14 protein-coding genes and 1 pseudogene are annotated in these 19,036 nt (G+C 66.2%); 4 read left to right on the top strand and 11 right to left on the bottom strand.

Features of this window, described 5'->3' with window-relative positions; translation table 11 throughout:
- Nucleotides 1-8: 8 nt before the first annotated feature.
- A complete protein-coding gene (locus ACZ9H4_RS31095) occupies nt 9-1,907 on the bottom strand; it encodes a propionate--CoA ligase (RefSeq protein WP_476122422.1) in 1,899 nt (632 codons plus the stop codon).
- A gap of 242 nt (nt 1,908-2,149) precedes the next feature.
- Complete coding sequence (locus ACZ9H4_RS31090; RefSeq protein ID WP_408146357.1) at nt 2,150-3,403, bottom strand: MFS transporter; 1,254 nt, start codon at nt 3,401-3,403, stop codon at nt 2,150-2,152.
- 462 nt (nt 3,404-3,865) lie between these two features.
- Here ACZ9H4_RS31090 and ACZ9H4_RS31085 point away from each other — a divergent pair, with 462 nt between their 5' ends.
- Complete coding sequence (locus tag ACZ9H4_RS31085; RefSeq protein WP_476122421.1) at nt 3,866-5,542, top strand: methyl-accepting chemotaxis protein; 1,677 nt, start codon at nt 3,866-3,868, stop codon at nt 5,540-5,542.
- 171 nt (nt 5,543-5,713) lie between these two features.
- Here ACZ9H4_RS31085 and ACZ9H4_RS31080 read toward each other — a convergent pair whose 3' ends face one another.
- Genes ACZ9H4_RS31080 through ACZ9H4_RS31065 form a run of 4 tightly spaced genes read right to left on the bottom strand, consistent with a single transcriptional unit; the run spans nt 5,714 to nt 10,817 of the window.
- On the bottom strand, nt 5,714-6,589 hold the full coding sequence (locus tag ACZ9H4_RS31080) for an efflux RND transporter periplasmic adaptor subunit (protein ID WP_408146360.1): 876 nt from the start codon (nt 6,587-6,589) through the stop codon (nt 5,714-5,716).
- A 13-nt stretch (nt 6,590-6,602) separates the two neighbouring features.
- A complete protein-coding gene (locus tag ACZ9H4_RS31075; RefSeq protein WP_476122420.1) occupies nt 6,603-6,803 on the bottom strand; it encodes a DUF1656 domain-containing protein in 201 nt (66 codons plus the stop codon).
- Nucleotides 6,793-9,003 (bottom strand): FUSC family protein, encoded by a 2,211-nt coding sequence (locus tag ACZ9H4_RS31070; protein ID WP_476122419.1) that lies wholly within the window; start codon nt 9,001-9,003, stop codon nt 6,793-6,795. Before ACZ9H4_RS31070 ends, ACZ9H4_RS31075 begins: the two co-directional genes overlap by 11 nt.
- An 11-nt stretch (nt 9,004-9,014) precedes the next feature.
- Entirely contained in the window at nt 9,015-10,817 is a 1,803-nt protein-coding gene (locus ACZ9H4_RS31065; RefSeq protein ID WP_408153795.1) for an efflux transporter outer membrane subunit, read from the bottom strand.
- A 428-nt stretch (nt 10,818-11,245) separates the two neighbouring features.
- On the opposite strand from ACZ9H4_RS31065, the gene ACZ9H4_RS31060 reads away from it, so the two are divergent.
- Both ACZ9H4_RS31060 and ACZ9H4_RS31055 read left to right on the top strand, forming a co-directional pair.
- Nucleotides 11,246-12,184, top strand: a complete 939-nt coding sequence (locus tag ACZ9H4_RS31060) for a LysR family transcriptional regulator (protein ID WP_476122418.1) — start codon at nt 11,246-11,248, stop codon at nt 12,182-12,184.
- A gap of 271 nt (nt 12,185-12,455) precedes the next feature.
- Complete coding sequence (locus ACZ9H4_RS31055; RefSeq protein WP_476122417.1) at nt 12,456-12,614, top strand: hypothetical protein; 159 nt, start codon at nt 12,456-12,458, stop codon at nt 12,612-12,614.
- Between the two features lie 143 nt (nt 12,615-12,757).
- Here the strand turns inward: ACZ9H4_RS31055 and ACZ9H4_RS31050 are convergent, their stop codons facing one another.
- The 5 genes and pseudogenes from ACZ9H4_RS31050 to wrbA all read right to left on the bottom strand — a co-directional run bounded on the left by ACZ9H4_RS31050 (nt 12,758) and on the right by wrbA (nt 17,413).
- On the bottom strand, nt 12,758-13,477 hold the full coding sequence (locus tag ACZ9H4_RS31050; RefSeq protein ID WP_408146370.1) for an SOS response-associated peptidase: 720 nt from the start codon (nt 13,475-13,477) through the stop codon (nt 12,758-12,760).
- A 272-nt stretch (nt 13,478-13,749) separates the two neighbouring features.
- Nucleotides 13,750-14,556, bottom strand: a complete 807-nt coding sequence (locus tag ACZ9H4_RS31045) for a metallophosphoesterase (RefSeq protein ID WP_408153793.1) — start codon at nt 14,554-14,556, stop codon at nt 13,750-13,752.
- Nucleotides 14,557-14,611: 55 nt separating this feature from the next.
- On the bottom strand, nt 14,612-16,030 hold the full coding sequence (locus tag ACZ9H4_RS31040; RefSeq protein ID WP_476122416.1) for an FAD-binding oxidoreductase: 1,419 nt from the start codon (nt 16,028-16,030) through the stop codon (nt 14,612-14,614).
- A 265-nt stretch (nt 16,031-16,295) separates the two neighbouring features.
- Nucleotides 16,296-16,745 (bottom strand): annotated as a pseudogene (locus tag ACZ9H4_RS31035) (DUF2069 domain-containing protein); the annotation flags it as partial.
- 65 nt (nt 16,746-16,810) lie between these two features.
- Entirely contained in the window at nt 16,811-17,413 is a 603-nt protein-coding gene (gene wrbA, locus ACZ9H4_RS31030) for an NAD(P)H:quinone oxidoreductase (RefSeq protein WP_476122415.1), read from the bottom strand.
- Between the two features lie 115 nt (nt 17,414-17,528).
- Between wrbA and ACZ9H4_RS31025 the strand changes: the two genes are divergently transcribed.
- Nucleotides 17,529-18,845 carry a YihY family inner membrane protein gene (locus ACZ9H4_RS31025; RefSeq protein ID WP_408146382.1) on the top strand — a complete coding sequence of 439 codons (1,317 nt, stop codon included), beginning with the start codon at nt 17,529-17,531 and terminating at the stop codon, nt 18,843-18,845.
- Nucleotides 18,846-19,036: the final 191 nt, after the last annotated feature.

Here is a 19,036-nt window from a genome sequence, read left to right as displayed (position 1 = left end):
TGCTCACGTCACACTTTTCCGTCCAACGCCTCCCGCACCTGCTGCAACGCCGCCGGGTCTTCGATAGTCGGCAGATCGCCCGGCTCGCGCCCTTCGGCGAGCGCCGCGATCGCGCGGCGCAGCAGTTTGCCCGAGCGCGTTTTCGGCAGCATCGATACCACCACCACGCGAGCCGGCCGCGCAATCGCGCCGAGCTGGCGCTCGACCGTCGCCGCGAGTTCGGCCTCCAGCCGGGCGCGCTCACTGCTATCCGCATACGGCTGCGCGCCGCGCAGCACCACGAAAGCCATCGCCGCCTGACCCTTCAACGCATCCGTCACGCCGACCACCGCGACTTCCGCGACCGCCGCGTGACTCGACAGCGCTTCCTCGATCTCGCGGGTGCCGAGCCGGTGTCCCGCGACATTGATCACGTCGTCGGTGCGGCCGAGGATCGTCACGTAGCCGTCGTCGTCCTGCACGCCCCAGTCGAAAGTCGAATAGACCTGCTGGTTCGGAATGCTCGACCAGTAGGTGCCGATGAAGCGGCTGTCGTCGCCCCATACCGTCGACATGCAGCCCGGCGGCAGCGGATAGCCGAGCGTGAGCACGCCTTTTGCGCCGGGCGGGCAGGGCTCGCCGGTCAGTTCGTTGCGCAACGTGAGATCGAACCCGGCCGACGGCACGCCCGGCGAGCCGAGCTTGGTCGGCAGCGCTTCGACCCCGCGCGGAATCGCCAGCATCGGCCAGCCGGTCTCGGTCTGCCAGTAGTTGTCGATTACCGGCTTGCCGAGCGCGTCGCTGATCCACGCGGCGGTCGGCTCGTCGAGCGGCTCGCCGGCGAGGAACAGCGTGCGCAGGCTCGACAGATCGGCTTGCTTCAGCAGCGCAGGGTCCTGCCGCTTGAGCACGCGCAACGCGGTCGGCGCGGTGAACATCAGATTGATTTTGTGCTGCTCGACGAGGCGCCACCAGATACCGCCGTCGGGGCGAATCGGCGTGCCTTCGTACATCACGGTGGTCAGGCCCGCGATCAGCGGCGCGTAGACGATGTAGCTATGGCCGACCACCCAGCCCACGTCCGACGCGGTGAACATCGTGTCGCCGGGCTTGCCCTGGAAGATGTGTTCCATCGACGCCGCCAGCGCCACCGCATAGCCGCCCACGTCGCGTTGCACGCCCTTAGGTTTGCCGGTCGTGCCGGACGTGTACAGCACATACGAAGGCTCGTTCGATTCGAGCCACTCGCACTGCACGTGCGCGTCGAAGAACTGTTCGCGCAACGGCTCGTATGCGGTCAAGTAGTGAGCGTTCAGGCGTTCGGGCGCGAGTTGCCGGTCGATCAGCAGCACGCGCGGCGTCTTGTGCATCGCGCGCGCGAGCGCCTCGTCGATCAGCGGCGCGTAGTCGATCACCTTGCCGCCGCGCGCGCCGGCGTCGGCGGTGACGATCAGCACGGGCTTCGCGTCGTCGATGCGGGCCGCGAGGTTCGGTGCCGCGAAGCCGCCGAACACCACCGAGTGAATCGCACCAAGGCGCGCGCAGGCGAGCATCGCGAACAGCGCTTCGGGGATCATCGGCAGATAGAGCAGCACGACGTCGCCGCGCTTCACGCCGAGCGAGCGCATCACCGCGGCCATGCGGTTGATCTCCGCGTGCAATTCGGCGTACGTATAGCGCCGCTCGATACCGGTTTCGGTCGACACGTACACGAGCGCATTCTGCTGCGCGCGCTCGGCGAGATGCCGGTCCACCGCGTTGTGACAGAGATTCGTGCGACCGCCGACGAACCAGCGCGCGAACGGCGGATTCGAGCGGTCGAGCACGGTGTCGAACGGCGTGTGCCAATGAATCCGTTGCGCCTCGTCGCGCCAGAAAGCCTCGGGGTGCTCGATCGAACGGCGGTGGAAGTCGCGATAGCTGGTCATCTGCGGCGATCCTTCTGCTGCGTAAGTGAACGGAGGTCGGGTCGTACGGCCGTGTTGCGCGGCGCGGGAGCTGGGTGTGCGATTGCACAGGCATCACACAGGCACCGCCTGAGCATCGCACAAGCATAGAGTACGCGCAGTGCGGCGGACAACGCGGGTTCACCATGAGCGGCGCACGCGCATAACCAAAAGAAAAAGGCGCCGCAGCGCCTTTTCCCTGATGCAACGCCCGCTCAAACCCATCAGGCTTTCGCGCGCTTGCCCTCGACATCCGGCAACAGCACCGTCAGCACGCCGATCAGCGGCAGGAACGAGCAGACCTTGTAGACGAACGCGATGCTGGTGGCGTCGGCCAGTTGCCCGAGGACCGCCGCGCCGATGCCGCCGAGGCCGAACGCGAAGCCGAAGAACATGCCCGCGACCATCCCCACCTTGCCGGGGATCAACTCCTGGGCGTAGACGAGGATCGCCGAGAATGCCGAGGCCAGCACCACGCCGATGATCACCGTCAGCACGCCGGTCCAGAACAGGTTCGCATACGGCAGCAGCAGCGTGAACGGCGCGACGCCGAGGATCGACACCCAGATCACGTACTTGCGGCCGATCCTGTCGCCGATCGGGCCGCCGATCACCGTGCCCGCCGCGACCGCCGCGAGGAATACGAACAGATGAATCTGAGCGGCCTGCACCGACAGATGGAACCTGTCGATCAGATAGAACGTGAAATAGCTGTTGATGCTCGCGAGGTAGAAGTACTTCGAGAACACCAGCAGGATCAGCACGCCCATCGCGAGCATCACCTGGTTGCGCGACAGCGTCGCGTGCGCCACGTTGCTACGCGCCTTCCTGACTGACGGATGCTGTTTGTACCAGCGGCCGATCTGCGTGAGCACGACGATCGCGACGAGCGCCGCCGCCGAGAACCACGCGATGCTGCGCTGGCCGTGCGGAATCACGATCAGCGCGGCGAGCAGCGGTCCGAGCGACGAACCCGCGTTGCCGCCGACCTGGAACAGCGACTGCGCGAGGCCGTGACGGCCGCCCGAGGCCATGCGCGCGACCCGCGACGACTCCGGATGGAACACCGACGACCCGCAGCCGACCAGCGCCGCCGCGACCAGCAGCACGCCGAAGCTCGGCGCGACCGACATCAGCAGCAGGCCCGCGAGCGTGAAGCCCATGCCGACGGGCAGCGAATACGGCTTCGGATGCTTGTCGGTATAGGCGCCCACGAGCGGCTGCAGTAGCGACGCGGTGATCTGGTAGGTCAGCGTGATCAGCCCGATCTGCCCGAACGACAACGAAAAGTTGTCTTTCAGCATCGGATAGATCGCGAGGATCAACGACTGGATCATGTCGTTGAGCAGGTGCGAAAAGCTGATCGCACCCAGCACGGAATACACCGTGCGCTGGACCTTGGCGGCCGGTTGCGCGGCAGGGGTGCCGCTTGCGGGTGGCGCGCCGGCGAGGGCGCTTTTGTCGAGGCTCGTTTCCATACGCTAGATGAGAGAGAACAAAGGTGGCGAATAAGGCGTCAGCGGAGTCCGGCGGATCGCGCGTTCTGGGGGGGTCTGCTGCGGCATTTCGACGCGATTTCCGGTGTTTTCAGTCGTTGATCGAAGTTTAATGTGGCTTGAGTGAATTGTAAGGACAAGTTTTGTCGCGAATCGGACATGGGGTCATATGAATGGGCGTCAACGGTCTGTCGCTGGCGGAGCGCGTCCTCGTACGCCGGTGGCGATTCAGCCGTCTGATAAATGCGGCCTGGCGATTTTTGGCCGTGTATAAAACCGTCGCGGGCGCGAAGCTTACGAGGCGGAGCGTCAAGGACCGGGCGACACGCGGTCGGCAGGCGCGAGCGGCTTAAAGATCGCAGACTTGCTGCCGTCAACCCGGAGAGATAGGCAGCAATGCCGGAACCGACCTTTCCGGCAGGACGATACGTGGGGACGGGGAATATGAAAGCAGTTTTGCCAGGCGGGCAGCAGGGCGCGGGGTTCTTGGCGCAAGGACAGGCGGCAGGCACGGCGCCGTCGCATAAACAGGGCGGCCGCTCGCGCGCCGTGAAGGTCAGCGGCTTGTCGGTGAAGGCGACGCTGCGCGTCGCGTTCGCGGTGCTGCTGATCGGCACGCTGCTGATCGGCGTGTTTTCGCTGATGCAGATCGGCCGTCTGAATGCGTCCGCGCAATCCATCTACGATCAGGGCCACGTCGCGAGCCGCGCAGCCGAAGAGGCGCGCGGCCACATGCTGCGCGCAAGCCGCGCGCAAAAAATGCTGCTGACCGCGACCACCGCGAAAGAGCGCGACGAACTCGGCGCCGACATCGACAAGGGTCTCGCCGGTCTGAACGCGCAACTCGCCACGCTCCAGCAGTACGTCGACAGCACCGACGCGAAGGCGCTCGGGCAGCAGAAGGCGTTCGCCGCCGCCGTCACCACATGGAGCGGCCATCTGCGCGACTTCGTGACGCTCGTGAAAGCGCAGCCGCTCGATCTGTCGCAGATGAACTGGCAGGTCGGCACGCAGGACGTGTCACTGCTGGTCGAAACCGGCAAGCTCGAAAAACTCGTCGACGAACTCGTCGCGCAGCGCGGCACCGCCGCGAAGGCGACCATCGACGCGTCGGGCTTCATCTATCACTCGTCGTTCGTGATGATTGCGGTGATGACGCTCGGGCTGATCGCGCTCGCGTTCGGCATCAGCGAGTGGGTGGTGCGGCGTCTGGCCGGCCAGCTCGGCGGCGAGCCCGCGTATGCGAAGGAAATCGCCAGCCGGATCGCGGCGGGCGATCTGTCGAACCGGATCGCGCTCGGCCGCAAGGACAAGTCGAGCATGCTGTACGCGCTGCACGACATGCAAAGCGGACTCGCGACGACGGTCTCCGACATCGCGTCGAGCGCGGATGCGATTGCGACCGCGTCGGGCGAAATCTCGATGGGCAACCTGGATCTGTCGCAACGCACCGAGCAGCAGGCGATGGCGCTCGAGCGCACCGCGAGCAGCATGGAGCAGTTGACCTCGACGGTGCGCCAGAACGCGGACAACGCGAAGCAGGCGAGCACGCTCGCGAACAACGCGTCGGAGATCGCGGAGAAGGGCGGCGCGGTGGTGAGCCGCGTGGTCGCGACGATGAACGACATCAACGAGAGCGCGCGCAGTATCGGCGATATCATCGGCGTGATCGAGGGGATCGCGTTTCAGACGAACATTCTCGCGTTGAACGCGGCGGTCGAGGCGGCCCGCGCGGGCGAGGAAGGACGGGGGTTTTCGGTAGTCGCGGCCGAGGTGCGCAACCTCGCGCAGCGCAGCGCCGCAGCCGCGAAGGAGATCAAAGGATTGATCAACGCGTCGGTCGAACGCGTGAGCAACGGCTCGACGCTCGCTCAGGATGCCGGGCAGACGATGGATGAAGTGGTCAAGGCGGTGAAGCGCGTGACCGACATCATGGGCGAGATCTCGGCGGCCTCGTCCGAGCAGAGCGCCGGCATCGAGGAGATCAACCTCGCGGTCACGCAGATGGACTCGGGCACGCAGCAGAACGCCGCGCTGGTGGAGCAGGCCACGGCCGCGGCCCGCTCGCTGGACGATCAGGCGCGCGGCCTGAAGGCGATGGTGGGGAAGTTCAGGTTGTAAGCGGATGGGGTGGCGCTGACGGTGTTTGCAGAGCGTCTACCCTGCGCGAGTGCAGGATAGACGCTCGCTCAACGGCACGATTATTCGCAGCGGGTGCGCCGTGCGGCACCGCACGGCACGGCACGGCACCACACGGCACCGCACTTCGTCGTGCAGCCAGCTGCGCCGCCGTCAACTCGCCTTCGCGTCGCCCGGTTTCACGACGATCGTGCAGGTGATGCCTGCGGCCAGCATCACGTCGTTGGGCACCGAATCGATCTTCACGCGCACCGGCACGCGCTGCGCGAGGCGCACCCAGTTGAAGGTCGGATTCACGTCCGCGAGCAGTTCGCGGCTCTGCGGATTGTCGCGATCGTAGATGCCGCGCGAGATGCTTTCGACGTGGCCTTGCAGCGTGCCGCCGCTCATCAGCCGGACTTCCGCCTTGTCGCCGATGCGCACGTGCGGCAGCTTGGTTTCCTCGAAGTAGCCGTAGACCCAGAACGAGTGGCTGTCGACGATCGCGAGCTTCGCGTTGCCGGCGCTCGCGTAGTCGCCGCGGAACACGTTCAGGTTGGTCACGTAACCATCGACCGGCGACACCACGCGCGTGCGCGCCAGGTTCAGCTTCGCGGCGTCGAGCGCGGCGAGCGCCTGCTGATACGAAGCCTCGGCGGCCGACGCCGTATGCGTCGCGTTTTCGCGGCTTTCCTTCGATACCACCAGCGCGTCCATGTCGGCGCGGCGCTGCGCGTCGTCGCGCTTCATCTGCAGTTCGGCCTTGCGCGCGGCGACCGCGGCTTGCGCCTGCTCGACCGCGATCTGATAGTGCGACGGATCGATCTGCATCAGCAGGTCGCCCTTTTTCACCAGTTGGTTGTCCTTCACCGGCAGATCGACGACCGCCCCGGAAACGTCCGGCGCGACGTTGACGATCTCGGCGCGCACGCGCCCGTCGCGGGTCCAGGGTTCATCCATGTAATGCACCCACAACACGCGTCCAATCAGGATCGCGACGATAAAAATAATGGCTGTCGCGACGAAGCCAAAGATATTTCGGATGGTCATGTTTCGACTCTGATCAACGATAAACGGCGAGACCCAGCACGCTGCACACACACACGAGCAGGCTGGCCCGGAACAAGGACGGATGCCACACCACGCGATACAGGCCCGTATAGGCGATCACGCGATCCAGCACCCAGGTAAGCGCGGCGCCCGCGATGAACAGCAGCACGATGGCCGGCATGTAGGCATCGAGGATGGCGATATCACGAGGCATGAAGAACTCCTTCTGGCGCGCCGGCGCGTCCGCTCGTCAGCGGTTCGAGCGGTGATTGCGGATCGAGCAGCGCGGTACGGATGAAATGCAGTTGACTCAGAATGCGTTGCAGCCGATGCCGCTCTTCGCGCGGCGGCGAGAAGCCGGCCAGCACCTGCTGAAGCTGGTCGATCGCATCGGTCGTGCTGGCGAGCGCGTGCGCGAAGCGCGCCTCGCGCGGCCGCTCGAACAGCGCGCTCAGCGCGTCGCGCATCGTCTGCAACGAGATGCGCCACGGCGTCGATTGCGCGTAGCGGGCGTCGGCGGGCAGCGCCGCGACTTCCTGGCGCAGATCGATCAGCGCATTGCCCACTTCGAGCACCGAGAACAGCCAGCGCAACGTGTCGCGTTTGAGTTCGGGCTCATTTTGCGCGAGCGCATTGATCTGGAACATCAGATCGCGCGCGCCGCTTTCGAAACGCGAGCGCACCCGGCGCAAACCCGCGCCGCTCGCCAGTACTACCTGACGGCGCAGGTCCATCAGCAGGCGGTTGCGCAGCCACGGCGTGGACGGCGGCAGCAACACCGCGAACGCGATCGACGACACCAGCATCGACAGGATCAGCGCCATCGAGTCGTTCATAAAGGAGCTCGGATCGTAGTGCATCAGGTTGTCCGGGCCGGCCAGGAAACAGAAGAAAATGCAGTAGCCGACGCCATAGCCGGCCAGCAGCGGCCGCGTGGTCATGAACACGCCGAGCAGCAGGAACGGCGTGAGCGCCGCGCACAGCATCACAAAACCGTCGATGTGCGGAAACACGCCGAACACCGCGATCATGCCCATCAGCGTGGCGACCACCGTGCCGCCCGCCATCTGGAACGCGGTGCGTTTCGGATTCGGCGACGACGACGCCAGCGCGCACACCGCCGCGGCGTTGAGCGTCAGCGTCGAGCCGCTCGGCCACGCGGTCGCGATCCAGAACGCGCCGAGCACGATCATCACGATGGTCGCGCGCAGGCCCGCGACACCCGCGGCGATTGCGTTCGTCTTCGGTTCGTAGCGGTCGATCCAGCGTTCGCGCGCATGCGTATCGACCGCCAGTGAAGCGTAGGTGGCCGCGTACGCATGCAGGTCGTCGATGAAGCGGTACAGCAGCTCGGCGCCTGTGTCGAAGTCGAGCAGCGGCGCGTCGGGATGCGTTTCCAGTTCGGCGCGCGTCGCGCGCACGCGCTTCGGCAACTCGGCCTTGTAGGTGTCGAGTTGCGCGGCGGCGTGCGCAGCATCGGCGGCGCTCAGTACCGGCGCGCCGGACTTCGCGAGCAGCGGGGCGATCTCCTTGAAATACGGATCGAGCGCGGCGATCGCGTCGCGCGCGCCGTTCGTGCCGGTCGCGCGCAGCCGGTTCATCAGCTGATGCAGCGCGTGAAAGCGCGTCGATGCGGTCATGAACTCGCTGTTCAGCCGCGCGAGACGGCCGCCGCGCATCCGCGAATCGGGGCCTTCGAACACGGCCACGCTGCGCGCCGCTTCGAAACCGACGATGTCGGCGATGAAGCGCGCATTGGTCGCTTCGATCTGCGCGCGGTCGTTGCGCCCGGCCAGCGTCGCGGACACGTATTCGACGAAGGCCGAGAAACGCGCGCGCACGGTGCCGCGCAACTGCAAGCCGGCGAACTGCGGAAATACGAGGCCGCTCACCGCGCCCGCGCTGATGATGCCGATCACGACTTCGGCGACTCGCGTGAGCGCGCTCAGAAACGCGCCGTCCGGATGCTGCGAGGCGGGGATGCCGATCAGCGCGGCGGTATAGCCGGCCAGCACGAAACCGTACGAACGGAAGTTGCGGTTGCGCGCTGCGCCCGCGGTGCAGATGCCGACCCAGACCGCCGTCGACACGATGAACATCTCAGGCTGCTGCGCGAACAGGCCGAGCAGCGCGAGCATCACGACGAGGCCGACGAGCGTGCCGCAGATCCGGTAGAAGCTCTTTGCGAACACCATGCCGCTTTGCGGCTGCATCACGATGAACACCGTCGTCATCGCGGTGCGCGGCTGCGGCAGGTCGAGCTTCATCGCGATGCCGAGTGCGAGAAAGCAGGCGGCGAGCGCCTTGAACATGTAGACCCACGTGAGGCCGTCGGTGCGCGCCCATTCGGCGGCGGCCGAGCATAGCGCGGCGAACGACGCGGGGCGCGCGGTGGAGGAGCGAGACGCTGACATGGCCGGCTTCCTTACTCCGCCGCCGGCGTTGCGGCGATGGCGCGCGGGGCGGTGGCCGCCGCAGCCGTGGTCGTGGTCGTGCCGGTTGCGGCGACGTTGCCGGTGCGCGTACGGTCGGTTGCCTGGCTGGCTACGCCTGCCGACGCGGAGCCTTTTGCCGGTTTGGCTGCGGGCTTGCGAGCGACGGTTGCGGCGTTGCTCTTGCCGGTGGCATCGTTGTCGCCGCTGGTTGCATCGTTGTCGGCCCTGCCCGGGAGACTTGCCGACGCGGCAACGTTGGCCGGCTTCACGGCGACGTCGCCGTTCGCTGGCAACGCGTTGTCTTTACCCTTGCCGTGCGCCGGCAGCGTTTCGCTCGCCGTCGGACCGTTGGCGGGCTCGTCGAGCCCACCGCCCAATGCCGTGACGAGCGACGCATGCGCGCCGAGGCGCTCGGCCTGGATCTTCGCGACGCCTTCCTGTGCGCGCAGCAACTGGTTTTGCGCGATCAGCACGTTCAGGTAATCGGTCAGGCCGCGCTTGTAACCTTCCCGCGACAGATCGTAGTTCTTGCGCGCCGCCGCGACCGAGCGGTCGGCGTCGTCGGACTGGGTGGCGAGCGAGCGGATGCGGATCACCTGATCGGAGATATCCTTCAGCGCGCCGACGATCGACTGGTTATAGCGCTCCACCGCCTCGTCGTAACCCGCCGACGCCGCGCCGAGTTGCGAGCGCAGCCGGCCGCCGTCGAAGATCGGCAGCGACAGTGCCGGACCCGCGCTCCAGCTATGCGACGGACTCTTCAGGAACTGGAACAGCGGCCCCATGGCCGCATAGCCGCCGATCGACGCCAGCAGATTGATGTCCGGATAGAAGTCGGCCTTGGCGACGTCGATGCCGCGCGCCTGCGCGGCCACCGTCCAGCGCGCCGCGACCACGTCCGGCCGATGGCCGATCAGGTCCGCCGGCAACGCGCTCGGCAAACCGGCCGGCGCGGCGAGCGACAGCGTCGGGCGCTGAATCGTGTCGCCCGCGCCCGGACCCTTGCCGGCCAGGGCGGCGAGCTGATTGCGGCCGAGCGCGATCTTCTCTTCGATTTCGTCGATCTGGCGCTCGTATTCCGGCATCGGCGTTTCGGCCTGGCTCACTTCGAGCTGCGTGCCGATGCCGCCTTTCAGGCGCCGGTTGGCCAGGTCCACGATCTGCTGCTGTTGCTGCAAGGTGGCCCTGGCGATGTCGAGCAGCGCGTAGTCGAGCGACATCCCGATGTACGTGCGCACCACGTTGCCCTGCAGTTCGAGCTGGGCGGCGCGCGCGTCCGCGGCGCTGGCGTGGGCTGCGTCGAGCGCGCGTTCGGCGGCGTTCTTGTCCTTGCCCCAGAGGTCGAGGTGATACGACAGGCCGAGCGTGCCGGTGTTGTTCCACGATTGCTCGCCCGCGAGCGGGCCCGGGCCGTAGTACACGTTGTCGGCCCACTTCTGACGCTGGATCGACAGACTGCCGTTGACCTGCGGCGCCAAGGCCGAGCGGGCGACGCCCGCCATCGACATCGCTTCGCGCACGCGCGCCTGGGCGGCCGCGAGGCTCGGGTTGCCAGTCTGCGCGGCTTCGATCCACTGGTTCAACTGCGGGTCGTTATAGGCGCGCCACCAGTCGGCGGCCGGCCATTGGGCGTCGGCGTTAGCGGCGCGAATCGCGTTGCCGGCGTCGAGCGAGGACGCCTCGACGCCACGGTTTTGCGGCGCAACGCCTCCGGTACTTGCGCAGCCGGCGATTGTTAATAGGATCGTAAGAACCGCGGCAGCGGAGACCCTTTTCGGTACCGGAGACTGCACGATTTCCTCCAAAATTGACTATAGAAGCTTGTGCGTCATTATATTTTTTGATTGATTGGGGAATAACCGGTAAAGATGCAAGGCATTTTTACGGCATATGAGACAATCGCCTTTGCGAATCGTGTAACAATCGCTTCCGATTAATCGCAACTGGATTGTAGGGAGTGGAGTTGGCGATAAAGCGCTGACTTTGGGTCGATTGCAACGGGTTGCAGGGGAGCGGGGTAGGTGCTGAAGGGCTGGCTCCGGTCGGCTGTGGCCAGGTTGCATGGGATCGGGGTAAGTGCTAAAGCGCTAACTCCGGTCGACCGCAACAGGTTGCATGGGATCGGAGTAAGCGCTGAAGCGCTAACTCCGGTCGACCGCAACGGGTTGCATGGGACCGGAGTAAGCGCTGAAGCGCTAACTCCGGTCGACAGGGAATAGGTATGGATACGCTTCAAAACATGCGCGTATTTGTCCGGGTCGTCGAAGCGGGTAGCTTCACGGGTGCCGCGCAGCATCTGAATACGACCACGGCCTACGCGTCGCGCGCGGTTTCCGATCTGGAAGCCCATCTGCGCACTCGCCTTCTGAACCGGACCACGCGCCGCATCGCGCTGACCGAGGCGGGCGAGCGCTATCTGCAACGCTGCGAGCAGATTCTCGCCTACGTGGACCAGGCGGAAGCCGAGGCGAGCGACGCGCATGCGCGTCCGTCAGGCAAACTCAAGGTTCACGCGATGACGAGCTTTGGCCAGCACTACGTGGTGCCGGCCGTCGGCCGCTATCAGGAGCGCTATCCGGACGTGCACATCGAGCTGACGCTCGCGCAGCGCATGCCCGATCTGCTCGACGAAGGTTTCGACGTGTCGCTGACGCTCGCCACCGGTCTGCCGGATTCGGGGCTCGTGTCGCAGCGCCTCGGTAGCGCGTTCAGCATCGCGTGCGCGTCGCCGGCCTATCTGGAGCGGCGCGGCGTGCCGCAAACGCCCGCGGATCTCGCGAACCATACCTGTCTGCAAATGGTGACGCCGGTGTTTCCGCCCGACCGTTGGACCTTCGACGGTCCGAACGGCGAGGAAACGGTCACGCTCGGCTCGACCACGTTTCAGGTGAACGTCGCCGAGGCGATGGCAGTCGCGGTGTGCCAGGGCATGGGAATCGGGCTGATTCCGATCTATTCGGCGATTGGCGGTCTGCGTAGCGGAGAACTCGTGTGGCTGCTGCCGGAGTACACGTCGCAGGAAATGAATCTGTATGCGCTCTATCCGTCCAGGCAGTATCTGGACGCGAAAATCCGCACATGGGTCGAGTTTTTGCGCGACGAACTGCCGGCCACGCTGGCGGTGGATCAGGAAGAATTGCGCCAGTTCACGCGCTCCTGACGCGGCGCGGCGCCGGTTTGCGCGCTTGGGCCCGTTTGTGCCCGTCTGTGCCCGTTTAGGCCGTCGTGCGCCGCCCTTTGGGGCGCGATTCTCGACGCGGCGGGCTAATCGCGCACGGCGGCCTGTTACACACACGTGCCGCGTCGCAACATTTCCTTACTTCCGGTTCGCGGCCGATTTGCTAACGTGTGGTTCACGCGCTGCCGCTTCAGCCGGACGCGCCTGGTCGCTGCCGTTCGGCACGTCGCAACAACTGAAGGACGAGGGATTCATGGATACGCATCTGATGATCGGCGTGGCCGTCATGCTGGGACTGATCGGGATCGCCGCATCGCGCGATCTGTTGCGCCGCCTGCGCGAACAGCAGCCGCAACTGGTTCCCATCAAGGTTGAACGCCAGGATCTGCGGGCACAGCGGCGCGACCGCTGAGCTTGAGCACGTCGCTTCGCTCGAGCACGCCGCGTTGTCGTAATCGAGGTTGCGGCCGCCGGGCTTGCTCTTGCTGAGTTCCGCTTGTCGTTCTTCGCTCGTCGTTTTTCGCGTCTCATTTCTTGCGAGACGCGCCTGCGCTGTCATTGCAGCGCTTCGATCAACCCCGGCTCGTCGTTGAGCGTGCGGTCCACCTCGTGACTCACACGGTGCCAGCGAAAGCGGCCGGCGGGCAAACCGGCGGTGCGCGCCAGTTGCTCGAGTTCGTCGGACCGCAATGCCGGATCCAGCCAGCGGCGCGCCGCGTCCGGTGCGAAGGCGAGCGGGCGGCGGTCGTGCACGTCGATCAGACCCGCGTCGGCGCTGGCCGTCACGATCACGAATCCCATCCCGTCCGTTTGCGGCTCGGCGCCGCGCACGCTCGACAACGCGGCGAGATACATCGGCTCGTCTTTCTTCAGATGCACGAAGTAGGGTTGGCGGCTTTTTGCGTTCGCTTGCGCCGGGTCGTCCGGGCTGCTGTCGGTGGACGCGGCTTCCACACGCCATTCGAACCAGCCGTCCGCCGGCACCAGCACGCGGCCGGTTTTCCACAATTGCTCGAAGTAACGCGCGGTCGGCGCGGTGTCGGCGCGCGCATTGATCGTCTGCGGTAGATGCTGTTCGCACGCCCAGTCCGGGCGGTATCCCCAGTGAATCGCGCGCAGCGTTTGATCGGGATAGATCGCAAGCGGATGCGTGCCGGGCGCCAGGTTGTAGCCTGGGCGGCGGTCGGCGGCGTCGAAGAGCATCAACGGATCGGTCAGGCCGAGATGCCCGGCGTAACGCTGCGGATCGCGATACTGGCTGATTCGACCGCACATGAGCGACCTCCGGAGAACGATCTGCGTGGCGGGTTGGCGCGATTTGGGCCTGGCCGGTTGTGGATCGGGCCGGCTTTGCTGGCTTGTTTTGGGAGCATCAGCCTTATGCCAGGCTCGGCGAGCAACCAGTGACCTGCCGCCGATAACCAGCGACCACAGCCCCGTCACAAGTCACCAGCCGCAGCCCGTCAGCCACGACCACACAACCACCCGCCCACAGCGTAATGCCTGCGCTCCAGCCGCGCTACCCAGACCAGCCCCAAGCCACAACGCTAAATCTCGACGACCTTATCCCAGGCGAACAGGGGGTTTTCCCACTGCCCCGTGCGCCGGTCGAAATAGCCGCGCGGGTTACACACGACGCGCGTGCCGTCCACCGCATAGTCGAACGACGTATGCGTATGTCCATGAATCCACAGCGCGACAGGCGCGCGCACCAGCTCCGGCAAATGATTGACGAAACCCGCCGACACCCGGTCCTGCGCGTAGCGCTCGGCGAGACTCAGCCGATGCGGCGCGTGATGCGTGACGACGATCGTCTTGCCGCCGAACGGTTTCGCCAGCTCGCTTTCGAGCCATGCGCGTGCCTGCCGGTGCAGCGCGAGCGAGTCGGCGGGCGTGAAGTCGCGGGTGGCGTCGTGGGTGTCGTGCGGCCAGTTCATCTGGATCAGCCCGCGGAAGTCGAGCATGACCCGGCTCGATGCGTCGATCGCTTCGGCAAGCGCGTCGGGGTCGGCGCCATACAGCGCGAAGTCGGTCCACAAAGTCGTGCCGAGCACGCGCCAGCGGCCTTGGGGATCGACCAGCGCGGCGTTGTTCAGCACGCGGACGTTGTCGACCTGCGCGGCGGCGTCGTAGAGCGCGCTTTCGAGCGCGCCGAACTCGCCGTCGTAGTACTCGTGATTGCCGGGCACGTAGACCACGGGCGTCGCGCCGTCGAAGGTTTGCGCGGCCCAGCGCGGGCCGGCCGCGTGATTGTGGATGTCGCCGGCCAGCACGATCAGATCCGCTTGCGCATGCGGAATCAGCTCGGGCTCGTCGTTTTCCAGATGCAGATCGGACAGCACTCGAATCTTCACGGCAACGGCTCCTGCAAAGGCCTCCGCATGGGAGACGGAGGCTTCGGACGTTAGCTTAGCGTAGCACCTTGCCCGGGTTCATCAGGTTCAGCGGATCGAATGCGCGCTTGACGGCGCGCATCATTTGCACTTCGACGTCCTGCTTGTAGTGGGCGGCCTCGTCGACCTTGAGCTGGCCTAGCCCGTGCTCCGCGCTGATGCTGCCGCGATGCCGGTGCACGCTGTCGTAGACGATCTGGTTGATCGGGCTCTGATACTGCTTGAGAAACGCCTTCGCGTCGACGCCCTCGGGCGCCTGCACGTTGTAGTGCAGGTTGCCGTCGCCGAGATGCCCGAACGTGACCATGCGGGCCCCCGGCGCCGCCTGCGCGACGGCCGCGTCGGTTGACTCGATGAAGTCGCCGATGCGCGAAATCGGCACCGCGATGTCGTGCTTGATGTTCAGACCTTCCTCGGCCTGGGCGAGCGGAATGTGTTCGCGCAGATTCCAGAACGCGCGCGATTGCGCGAGGTTTTCCGCGACCACCGCGTCCTGCACCAGACCTTCGTCGAGCGCGGTTTCCATCAGACGCTCGAACAGCGCGCGTGCGTGCTCCTCGCTTTCGCTGTCCGACAGTTCCAGCAGCACGACTTGTGCGTGCGGCTCGGCGAACGGGTAGCGCATCTGCTCGAAATGCCGGCCCACGAGCCGCAGACAGAAGTCCGACATCAGTTCGAAGCCGGTCAGAAGCGGCCCGGCGACGCGCTGCGTGAGCGACAGAAAGTCGAGCGCCGCGTGCGGCGAGGCGAGAGCGGCGAGCGCGGTGACCCGCGCGGCCGGCTGCGGGTGCAGCTTGAGCACGGCCGCCGTGATGATGCCGAGCGTGCCCTCCGCGCCGATGAACAGATCGCGCAGATCGTAGCCGGTGTTGTCCTTGCGCAGTCCGCGCAGGCCGTCCCACAGTTCGCCTTGCGGCGTCACCACTTCGAGACCGAGGCAGAGCTCGCGCGTGTTGCCGTAGCGCAGGACGCCGGTGCCGCCCGCGTTGGTGGCGAGATTGCCGCCGATCGTGCAGCTGCCTTCGGCGGCGAGGCTCAACGGGAACAGACGGCCGGCCGCGTCGGCGTGCCGCTGCACGTCGGCGAGGATGACGCCGGCTTCGACGGTGATCGTGTTGTTGTGCGGATCGATATCGCGCACGCGATTCAAACGCCGCAAGCTGATGACGGCCTGCGCGCCGCTCGCATCGGGCGTGGCGCCGCCGGCCAGACCCGTGTTGCCGCCTTGCGGCACCAGCGCGATGCGATGCTCGACGGCGAGCCGGACCAGCGCCGCGACTTCCGCGGGCGTGGCCGGGCAGAGCACCGCGCAGGCCGCGCCGCTGTAGCGGCGGCGCCAGTCGGTGAGATACGGGGCGGTGTCGTGCGGATCGGTCAGCACTTGCGCGGCGCCGATGGCGTCGCGGCAGGCGGTGAGGAAAGCGGTCTGGGTCATGTTGGTCGGTCGGCGTTCGGGCGGAAAGATCGGACGGAGCGGGTGCTTTTGTCTTGGTCTTGCCGGTTTTTCGTCAGGGGCTCGGGTTGGAGTGGCTGTCGGGATCGGGCGGCGCGGCGGTGGCTACGCGGGGCGCTGCGGCATGCGCTGCTGGATGCATGGCTGACTGTGTCGCTGCTGTGCGTGTTGCCGGCGACGCTGCTGACTGCGCTGCTGCTTCGGTGACATCACGATCGCTCACCCGGTTTTCAAGGGCATCGCCAGCGGCTTGCTTCGCTGCCTCCTTCGCAGCGCGCTTCGCCGCCCGCTTGAACGGCGCGACATAAGTCAGCGCGCAAACAAAAAATATCACTGCGAGCGCGGCCTGCAACCAGCCGAGGCGCGCGCTCAGCCCGTGGTCGCTCCAGCCCCGTACGACGCCTTCGGCGAAATACAGCAGGATAAGCATCGACGCCCACTGGAGGGTGTAAAGCCGGCGCCGCCATACGCCAGGCAGCGCGCACAGCAGCGGCAATGCCTTGAGCACGAGCGCAGAGCCGCCGGGACGCAATGGCGCGAGCCACCACTCCCATGCGACGGCCAGCGCGATCAGCGCGAGCAAAGCGGCAATGGCGCCGAGCGCGGCAGCGGGTTTGGACGCTACGGGCAGGGCGGTGGAATGCAGGGACGCGGCCGTTGCGTCGTCGGTTGGGTGGGCCGCCGCCTCTGCCGACACCACGCCGCCCGGTTTCGACCCAGGCTTCAACTCATGCTTCATCCCGGACGTCACCTCCGGCCCGCTCACGGCCTTTCGCTCATGGACGCCGCCGTGCGCGCGACGCGTGCTCCGAGTGCGATGGCGAGCGTTTTCTCATCGGCGGAGATGCCTTGCGCGGCGCTGCCCGCGCGGGCGAAATGCGACGCCCCGTACGGCGTGCCGCCGGTTTGGGTCGTGCTCAACGCACTCTCCGTGTACGGGATGCCGACGATCAGCATGCCGTGGTGGAGCAGCGGCAGCATCATGCTGAGCAGCGTGGATTCCTGGCCGCCGTGCAGACTGCCGGTGGACGTGAACACGCAGGCCGGCTTGCCGGACAGGGCGCCCGCCAGCCACAGCGGCGTGGTGCCGTCGAGAAAGTATTTGAGCGCCGCGGCCATGTTGCCGAAGCGGGTGGGCGAGCCGAGCGCGAGGCCGGCGCATTCTTCGAGATCTCGCAGTTCGACGTAGGGCGGTCCTTCGGCGGGAATGTCCGGCTGCGTCGCTTCGCAGACGGTGGAAACCGCCGGCACGGTGCGCACGCGCGCCTGCATGCCGGGGACGCTGTCGACGCCGTGCGCGATCGCCAGCGCGAGCTCGCGGGTGGCGCCGTGACGGCTGTAATAAAGCACGAGAATGTCTTTCATAGGCCCCATCGGTGAACGGGTATTATAGGGGCTCGGTCCGCTCTGCTGGCCACTCATAGCCGTTCGGCCAGGTGCCGCGCGCGGTTCCCCAGGCACCGGTTCAAGAGGCAAGGAGATGGGTTTGTTGTCCAGGGTGCGTTTCGATCTCGACACGCTCAAACGACTCGCGCGGTTTGCCGCGCAGCGCATCGGCGAAGACCGTATTCCGCAGGTCGCCGGCAGTCTCACGTTCACGGCGATGCTGGCGCTCGTGCCGCTCGCCACGGTCGCGTTCGCGTTGTTCACCGCGTTTCCGATTTTCAGTTCGTTCCAGGATTCGCTGCAGCTTTTCCTCGCGGACCACCTGATGCCCGCGCAACTGAACAGTCAGATTTTCAAGTATCTGAACCAGTTCGCGTCGAAGGCGAAGGGGCTGACCACGATCGGCATGATCCTGCTGTTTCTCACGGCAGTGATGACCATGATGACCGTCGAATCCGCGTTCAACGTGATCTGGCGGGTGCGCAAGGCGCGGCCGATCGCGCAGCGCATTCTGGTCTACTGGGCGATCATCACGCTTGGGCCCATTCTGATCGGCGTGAGCCTGTCGATCTCCTCGTATCTGTTCACGCAGTCGATGACCTTCAGCGCGGCGCAGCGCATCACGCCGCTCATCGAATGGGCGCTGGCGGGCGCCGCGCTGCCGCTGACGGCGCTCGCCTTCACGATTCTCTACGTCTATCTGCCGAACTGCCGCGTGGAATGGCGCGACGCGGTGATCGGCGGCGTCACCGCCGCGATCGCGTTCGAGCTCGCCAAACGCGGTTTCGGCTATTACGTGCGCCGCATTCCGACCTACACCGCCGTGTACGGAGCGTTCGCCGCCGTGCCGCTGTTCCTCTTGTGGATGTACCTGTGCTGGTTCATCACGCTCGCGGGCGCGATGATCGCCTCCGCGTTGCCGGCAATTCGCATCGGCCAGTTTCACCGGCCCACCTTCGACGGCAGCAATCTGTTCGATTCGCTCGAACTGCTCGCGCGGCTCTCGGAAGCACGCGACGCGGGCGGGCGCGGGTACACGGTGCCCGAACTTGCGCGGATGCTTCGGCGCGATATGGACATCACGCTCTACCTGCTGCAGCGGCTCGAGGAGATCGACTGGATCGCGCGGCTGGAGGACGACGCCGGTCCGCATTTCCTGTTGCTGGCGAACCCGGCGCAGGTCACGGTCGAGCGCCTGTTCGACATGTTCGTGATCGACCGCGCGGAGCTCGCGTACCAGCTCGACCTGGAGTCCACGCGCGTGGATGGCGCGACGCTGCTGGCCTCGCTCGACAACGACAAGCTGAAGGTGACGCTCGCCGCTTTGCTGGCGGCGCGCGCGGCGGCCAAAGCGGCTCGTGCCGGGGAGAGCGAGCGCGTCGCGCCGTCGATGCCGCATCAGGCGGCTTGACACGATGCGGGGCGATTGATGCCTGGCGGCGCGGGATATGGGACGAATGCGCGCCGCCCGCGAACGGGCGGCGCTCGCATGATGGCGCCATCAGGCGCGCTGGAAATAGCGGTGAAGTGATCGAGGCAGGCTGGCAAAGAAAGCGGCACGGCATGCCCGCTGACGCGCCAATCACATTGGCCAACCCGCTG

The organism is Paraburkholderia sp. TE9906 (genome assembly GCF_056279605.1).
Note: the sequence above shows the minus strand (reverse complement) of the source record. Positions and strands in the feature narration are given on the sequence as shown.